General features: G+C 38.8%; 6 protein-coding genes and 1 pseudogene. 6 read left to right on the forward strand and 1 reads right to left on the reverse strand.

The features are described 5' to 3' along the window. Nucleotides 1–317: 317 nt before the first annotated feature. The 6 genes from rpsL (at nucleotide 318) to A3I7_RS13430 (ending at nucleotide 7,158) form a co-directional block, all read left to right on the forward strand. Complete coding sequence (gene rpsL / locus A3I7_RS0110465) at nucleotides 318–731, forward strand: 30S ribosomal protein S12 (protein ID WP_018164837.1); 414 nt, start codon at nucleotides 318–320, stop codon at nucleotides 729–731. 17 nt (nucleotides 732–748) lie between these two features. Then, complete coding sequence (gene rpsG / locus A3I7_RS0110470) at nucleotides 749–1,219, forward strand: 30S ribosomal protein S7 (protein ID WP_018376714.1); 471 nt, start codon at nucleotides 749–751, stop codon at nucleotides 1,217–1,219. Nucleotides 1,220–1,772: 553 nt separating this feature from the next. Then, the gene (gene fusA / locus A3I7_RS0110475) at nucleotides 1,773–3,851 is read left to right on the forward strand and encodes an elongation factor G (protein ID WP_018376715.1); all 2,079 of its coding nucleotides are present in this window, start codon (nucleotides 1,773–1,775) and stop codon (nucleotides 3,849–3,851) included. Nucleotides 3,852–4,049: 198 nt separating this feature from the next. After that, nucleotides 4,050–5,063, forward strand: coding sequence for a type I glyceraldehyde-3-phosphate dehydrogenase (gene gap, locus A3I7_RS0110480; RefSeq protein ID WP_018376716.1), 1,014 nt, complete (start codon nucleotides 4,050–4,052; stop codon nucleotides 5,061–5,063). 125 nt (nucleotides 5,064–5,188) lie between these two features. Further along, complete coding sequence (locus A3I7_RS0110485) at nucleotides 5,189–6,388, forward strand: phosphoglycerate kinase (protein ID WP_018376717.1); 1,200 nt, start codon at nucleotides 5,189–5,191, stop codon at nucleotides 6,386–6,388. Nucleotides 6,389–6,606: 218 nt separating this feature from the next. Then, entirely contained in the window at nucleotides 6,607–7,158 is a 552-nt protein-coding gene (locus tag A3I7_RS13430; protein WP_018376718.1) for a 2'-5' RNA ligase family protein, read from the forward strand. Between the two features lie 232 nt (nucleotides 7,159–7,390). Here A3I7_RS13430 and A3I7_RS14205 read toward each other — a convergent pair. Further along, a pseudogene (locus A3I7_RS14205) lies at nucleotides 7,391–7,543 on the reverse strand (IS30 family transposase); the annotation flags it as partial.

The following is a 7,543-nucleotide window of genomic DNA, read 5'->3' on the forward strand; positions in this document are numbered from 1 at the left end:
GTTAAGTGTTTGTTTTTCATTGTCAGTTACCAACTTGTCCCATAGTAAGTTCTACCTTATTTTTTTGTCTCAGTCTAATTTCCAGTTTTGGTGTTAGACTAGAACTTACTTTGAGAATTTAGGCAACTAAAAAGGTAAATAAAAATAATTGACACCAAGTACTGATCTATGTTATTATATTAGACGGTACTTTTTACTTTTGGTCTCTCAAAAGTGTACAGAGACGTGCTGACAATTGTTGCAAAAGTACACCTAGATATGTGCGGTCACCACGTATCATATCAACCAAAAATAAAATTTTACAGGAGAAACAGTAGATGCCTACTATCAACCAATTGGTACGTAAACCACGTCAATCAAAAGTTGAAAAATCTAAATCACCAGCACTTAATGTTGGTTATAACAGTCACAAAAAAGTTCAAACTAATGTTTCTGCACCTCAAAAGCGCGGTGTTGCAACTCGTGTTGGAACAATGACACCTAAAAAACCTAATTCTGCCCTTCGTAAATTCGCTCGTGTGCGTTTGAGCAACCTTATTGAAGTTACTGCTTATATCCCAGGTATTGGGCACAACCTTCAAGAACATAGTGTTGTTCTTATTCGTGGTGGTCGTGTAAAAGACCTTCCAGGGGTACGTTACCATATCGTTCGTGGTGCACTTGATACTGCAGGTGTGGCTGATCGTAAGCAAAGCCGTTCTAAATACGGTGCAAAACGTCCTAAAGGATAAGAAGGGAGATAAGAAAAATGAGTCGTAAAAACCGTGCTCCAAAACGCGAAGTTTTGGCAGATCCATTATATAATTCCCAACTTGTAACACGTCTTATCAACCGTGTTATGCTTGATGGGAAACGTGGTACAGCAGCAACTATCGTCTACGATGCTTTTGAAACAATCAAAGAAGCGACTGGCAACGATGCACTTGAAGTTTTTGAAACAGCTATGGAAAATATCATGCCTGTTCTTGAAGTTCGTGCACGCCGTGTCGGAGGATCTAACTACCAAGTTCCAGTTGAAGTTCGTCCAGAACGTCGTACGACACTTGGTCTTCGTTGGTTGGTAAATGCTTCACGCGCTCGTGGAGAACACACTATGAAAGAACGTCTTGCCAAGGAAATCATGGATGCTGCAAATAACACAGGAGCATCTGTTAAAAAACGTGAAGACACACATAAAATGGCTGAAGCTAACCGTGCCTTCGCTCACTTCCGCTGGTAAGATAGGAAATTTTAGCGTTAAACAAATGCTAGCCAAAATAGGAAAAGCAACGAAGAAACTTCAGTTTCTAGGAGATTTTATCTTTTTGATAGACATTTGTAGCTAAAATTCAACTAAAATTAAGATACTAAGGGCGAGCGTACAGGTGAAAAACAGGGAACTGACGCTGTGCACTTGCGCATAAGGAAGTTTATCTTTTTTCACTGGCAGTACACTGGCCGGGTTAAATTAGGATGTGAGGACACTAAGAAAGTCCAAGGAAAAATAGGAAATCTGACGCAGAGCTTAAAAGCTCTAAGAAGATTTGTCTTTTTTGCCGAACTTTTGGTCTGAACTCAATCATAAGTTACAGAGACGAAGAGAGTAAGGACAAAATAGGAAAACTGGCGATGAGCTAAAGCTTCTTGTAAGTTTTATCTTTTTGGGCTAATTGCTCTCAAGTCGAGTTCAATTAAACTAATAAACATTGGAAACGGGTAGGTCCTGCCTATCCGTTTTTTCTAAATAATGTTATAATAAATCGTAAACAAAAAAATATAGGAGAAAAAACTAAATGGCTCGCGAATTTTCACTTGAAAAAACTCGTAATATCGGTATCATGGCTCACGTTGATGCAGGTAAAACAACTACAACAGAGCGTATTCTTTACTACACTGGTAAAATTCATAAAATCGGTGAAACGCACGAAGGTGCTTCACAAATGGACTGGATGGAACAAGAACAAGAACGCGGAATCACAATCACTTCTGCTGCAACAACAGCACAATGGAAAGATACGCGTGTTAACATCATTGACACACCAGGACACGTGGACTTCACAATTGAAGTTCAACGTTCTCTTCGTGTTCTCGATGGAGCAGTAACCGTTCTTGACTCTCAATCTGGTGTAGAACCTCAAACTGAAACAGTTTGGCGCCAAGCAACTGAATACGGTGTTCCTCGTATTGTGTTTGCCAACAAAATGGATAAAATCGGTGCAGATTTCCTTTATTCAGTACAAACACTTCATGACCGTTTGCAAGCTAATGCTCATCCAATTCAATTACCAATCGGTGCAGAAGATGATTTTCGTGGAATCATTGACTTGATCAAGATGAAAGCTGAAATCTATACCAACGATCTTGGTACTGATATTCTTGAAGAAGATATTCCAGCAGAATACTTAGATCAAGCCGAAGAATATCGTGAAAAATTAGTTGAAGCTGTTGCGGAAACTGATGAAGACTTGATGATGAAATATCTTGAAGGTGAAGAAATCACAAACGAAGAGTTGAAAGCTGCTATCCGTAAAGCTACAATCAACGTTGAATTTTACCCAGTACTTTGTGGTTCAGCCTTCAAAAATAAAGGTGTTCAGTTGATGCTTGATGCAGTACTTGATTACCTTCCAAGTCCGCTTGATATTCCAGCTATCAAAGGGGTAAACCCAGATACTGATGAAGAAGAAATTCGTCCGGCATCAGATGATGAGCCATTTGCAGCTCTTGCCTTCAAGATTATGACTGATCCATTTGTAGGTCGTTTGACATTCTTCCGTGTTTATTCAGGTGTTCTTAATTCAGGTTCTTATGTTTTGAATACTTCTAAAGGCAAACGTGAACGTATCGGACGTATTCTTCAAATGCATGCCAACACTCGTAAGGAAATCGAAACAGTTTACGCTGGTGATATTGCTGCTGCTGTTGGTTTGAAAGATACAACAACCGGTGACTCATTGACTGATGAAAAAGCTAAAGTTATTCTTGAGTCAATTGAAGTGCCAGAACCAGTTATCCAATTGATGGTTGAACCTAAATCTAAAGCCGATCAGGATAAGATGGGTGTTGCTCTTCAAAAACTTGCCGAGGAAGATCCAACTTTCCGTGTTGAAACTAATGTTGAAACTGGTGAAACAGTTATCTCTGGTATGGGTGAACTTCACCTTGATGTCCTTGTTGACCGTATGAAACGTGAATTTAAGGTTGAAGCTAATGTAGGTGCACCTCAAGTATCTTACCGTGAAACCTTCCGCGCTTCTACACAAGCACGTGGATTCTTTAAACGTCAATCTGGTGGTAAAGGTCAATTTGGTGATGTTTGGATTGAATTTACACCAAATGAAGAAGGTAAAGGATTTGAATTTGAAAACGCAATCGTTGGTGGTGTGGTTCCACGTGAATTTATCCCAGCTGTTGAAAAAGGTTTGATTGAATCTATGGCAAATGGTGTTCTTGCAGGCTACCCAATCGTCGATGTGAAAGCTAAACTTTATGATGGTTCATACCATGATGTTGACTCATCTGAAACTGCCTTCAAGATTGCTGCTTCGCTTGCTCTTAAAGAGGCTGCAAAAACTGCACAACCTGCTATCCTTGAACCAATGATGCTTGTTACTATTACTGCACCAGAGGAAAATCTTGGTGATGTAATGGGGCACGTAACAGCTCGTCGTGGACGTGTTGATGGTATGGAAGCACACGGAGCAAGTCAAATTGTTCGTGCTTATGTTCCACTTGCTGAGATGTTTGGTTATGCAACAGTTCTTCGTTCTGCTACTCAAGGACGTGGTACATTCATGATGGTATTTGACCACTATGAAGATGTTCCTAAATCAGTTCAAGAAGAAATCATTAAGAAAAATTCGGGTGAATAATTACCGAGGAGAGGCGTTCTTTTGCAACGCCTTTTTCTTTATGAAAACGCTAATAATATTTGCATTTTTTCTGAAATAGTTATATAATAAAAATGTTAAAAGATGTTGCATTCATTTGCAAGTTATTCTTTTCACAATTGTTGAGAGGAGACTCTCGAAATTAAAATATTTGAGATTTTCATAAGGAGGAAATCACTAATGGTAGTTAAAGTTGGTATTAACGGTTTTGGTCGTATCGGACGTCTTGCATTCCGTCGTATCCAAAACGTTGAAGGTGTTGAAGTTACTCGTATCAACGACCTTACAGATCCAAACATGCTTGCTCACTTGTTGAAATACGACACAACACAAGGTCGTTTTGACGGAACCGTTGAAGTTAAAGAAGGTGGATTCGAAGTTAACGGTAAATTCGTTAAAGTTTCTGCTGAACGTGATCCAGAACAAATTGACTGGGCAACTGATGGAGTAGAAATCGTTCTTGAAGCAACTGGTTTCTTCGCTAAAAAAGAAGCAGCAGAAAAACACTTGCATGCTAATGGTGGTGCTAAGAAAGTTGTTATTACTGCTCCTGGTGGAAATGACGTTAAAACTGTTGTGTTCAATACTAACCATGATATTCTTGATGGTACTGAAACAGTTATTTCAGGTGCTTCATGTACTACAAACTGTCTTGCTCCAATGGCTAAAGCTCTTAACGATGCATTTGGTATTAAACAAGGTTTGATGACTACTATCCACGCTTACACTGGTGACCAAATGATTCTTGATGGTCCACACCGTGGTGGTGACCTTCGTCGTGCTCGTGCTGGTGCTAACAATATCGTTCCAAACTCAACAGGTGCTGCAAAAGCTATCGGTCTTGTTATTCCAGAATTGAACGGTAAACTTGATGGTGCTGCACAACGTGTTCCAGTTCCAACTGGTTCTGTAACTGAATTGGTCGCTACTCTTGAAAAAGAAGTAACTGTTGAAGAAGTTAATGCAGCAATGAAAGCAGCAGCTACTGAATCATTTGGTTACACTGAAGACCCAATCGTATCTTCTGATATTGTAGGTATTTCATTTGGTTCATTGTTTGATGCTACTCAAACTAAAGTACAAACAGTTGATGGAAATCAATTGGTTAAAGTTGTTTCATGGTATGACAATGAAATGTCTTACACTTCACAACTTGTTCGTACTCTTGAATACTTCGCAAAAATTGCTAAATAATTTTATTTAGTACAAAGAGGAGGTCTTAGCCTCCTTTTTGTTTTCAAACAAATAATGAGAAGCTATCACTTTTATACTTTTTATGATATAATTAGTGTGTATAAAATTTATAAGGAGTCTAACTAATGGCAAAATTGACTGTTAAAGACGTTGATTTGAAAGGTAAAAAAGTTCTCGTTCGTGTTGACTTTAATGTACCTTTGAAAGATGGCGTGATTACCAACGACAACCGTATCACTGCAGCTCTTCCTACAATCAAGTACATCCTTGAGCAAGGTGGACGTGCAATTCTCTTCTCTCACCTTGGACGTGTGAAAGAAGAAGCTGATAAAGAAGGTAAATCTTTGGCACCTGTAGCAGCTGACTTGGCAGCTAAATTGGGTCAAGACGTTGCTTTCATCGCTGGTGCTACTCGTGGCGCTGAATTGGAAGCAGCTATCGATGCTTTGGAAGATGGACAAGTTCTCCTTGTTGAAAACACTCGTTTCGAAGATGTTGATGGTAAGAAAGAATCTAAAAACGATCCAGAACTTGGTAAGTACTGGGCTTCGCTTGGTGATGGCATCTTCGTTAACGATGCATTTGGGACTGCACACCGTGCGCACGCATCAAACGTTGGTATCTCAGCAAATGTAGAAAAAGCAGTAGCTGGTTTCCTTTTGGAAAACGAAATTGCTTACATCCAAGAAGCTGTTGAAACTCCAGAGCGCCCATTCGTGGCAATCCTTGGTGGTTCAAAAGTATCTGATAAGATCGGTGTTATCGAGAACCTTCTTGAAAAAGCTGACAAAGTTCTTATCGGTGGTGGTATGACTTACACATTCTACAAAGCTCAAGGTATCGAAATCGGTAACTCACTTGTAGAAGAAGACAAACTTGATGTGGCAAAAGCACTTCTTGAAAAAGCTAACGGTAAATTGATCTTGCCAGTTGACTCAAAAGAAGCTAACGCATTTGCTGGATACACTGAAGTTCGCGATACAGAAGGCGAAGCAGTATCAGAGGGCTTCCTTGGTCTTGACATCGGTCCTAAGTCAATCGCTAAGTTTGACGAAGCTTTGACTGGTGCGAAAACAGTTGTTTGGAATGGTCCTATGGGTGTATTTGAAAACCCAGACTTCCAAGCTGGTACAATTGGTGTAATGGATGCTATCGTGAAACAACCAGGCGTGAAATCAATCATCGGTGGTGGTGACTCAGCAGCAGCAGCTATCAACCTTGGCCGTGCAGACAAGTTCTCATGGATCTCAACAGGTGGTGGTGCTTCAATGGAACTCCTTGAAGGTAAAGTATTGCCTGGTCTTGCAGCATTGACTGAAAAATAAGATTTTTATTCATTTGTGTTTCTACAAAATTCTTATTTTGGTGAACGATGTAGGAAATAAAATGATGGCAAAAGGAGGGACAGTTTTGGTCTCTCCTTTTTGGATTTTATGACTGTTTTATGCGATGGTAAGGGAGTTACAAGTTATGCCTTTCTAACAAAGGCCATTTCTATTCAGAATATCCTAAAACCCTAAAAAATTTAATTGAGGAAAAAGCAATGTACGCTTTAATTGCAATATTAGATGAAAACACAGAGAAAATCATCAAAAATATTTGGCAAGAGATGAGTGAACAAAATTTATCTCATTATGCTTATGAAGTTTATAACAGAGAACCTCACATTACACTTGCTTCTTTTGAAACAACAAATCTTAAGGCTGTTATTGAAAAATTACGGATTATTTTATCGAAATACTCTTATCAACCAGTGACCTTTAATCATTTATCAACTTTTCTGGGGTCCCGTATGCTTACTCTAAATCCAGTCAAAACTGTGGAATTGAGTCGATTTCATCAAACCATACATCAAGCATTATCTCTTGATGTGGAATTTTCACCGCTTTATATACCCCAAAACTGGGTCCCGCATCTTACTTTAGCGAATCGAATATCTGAGGATAAAATTGCCTTAACCTACAAGTATTGTTTAGAACGATGTATGATTCTCAGTAGTCACATAATTTCAGTTAAAATTATTAAAATTAATCAAACAGGTCAAGTGACTACCCTTTATGATTATCAATTAAAAGAACGGTCCTTTTATCTATAATAGTAGGTTGCTGAAAAGGTATCTCTAGAGATAAAAATCTTTATATTTAAACTAATTATTAAGCTTTCAAGGTTTTATACTGACAAAACTTTGCTCACTTAATTCATGATTGTGAATACGGATTATTTGGCAAGTATCAAGTATATTGAACAATAGTCCAGTGTAAGAATAATAAAAACCCCACTTGTCAAGTCAAGTGCAACAAGTTCATTGATAACTAGAGTTCCAGAGGTTAAGCTGTTTGGGCTAGCCCAAACAAAATATTTGCGGTTTTATACTTGTGAAGTCGTCTAGGTCTGTCATTGATAGCAGAGACGTAGTGATTGAGTTCTTCTGTCGTTAGTGAGTTAAGAGAGACACCTTTTGGGAGAAACTCTCTCAAGAG

Origin of the sequence: Streptococcus orisratti DSM 15617 (genome assembly GCF_000380105.1) — a bacterium.
Lineage (GTDB): Bacteria > Bacillota > Bacilli > Lactobacillales > Streptococcaceae > Streptococcus > Streptococcus orisratti.

Excerpts from the sequence above, each read along its gene's own strand:
- A3I7_RS13430 (WP_018376718.1), top strand. The coding sequence starts at position 6,607 with ATGTACGCTTTAATTGCAATATTAGATGAAAACACAGAGAAAATCATC.
- gap (WP_018376716.1), top strand. The coding sequence starts at position 4,050 with ATGGTAGTTAAAGTTGGTATTAACGGTTTTGGTCGTATCGGACGTCTT.
- rpsL (WP_018164837.1), top strand. The coding sequence starts at position 318 with ATGCCTACTATCAACCAATTGGTACGTAAACCACGTCAATCAAAAGTT.
- fusA (WP_018376715.1), top strand. The coding sequence starts at position 1,773 with ATGGCTCGCGAATTTTCACTTGAAAAAACTCGTAATATCGGTATCATG.
- rpsG (WP_018376714.1), top strand. The coding sequence starts at position 749 with ATGAGTCGTAAAAACCGTGCTCCAAAACGCGAAGTTTTGGCAGATCCA.
- A3I7_RS0110485 (WP_018376717.1), top strand. The coding sequence starts at position 5,189 with ATGGCAAAATTGACTGTTAAAGACGTTGATTTGAAAGGTAAAAAAGTT.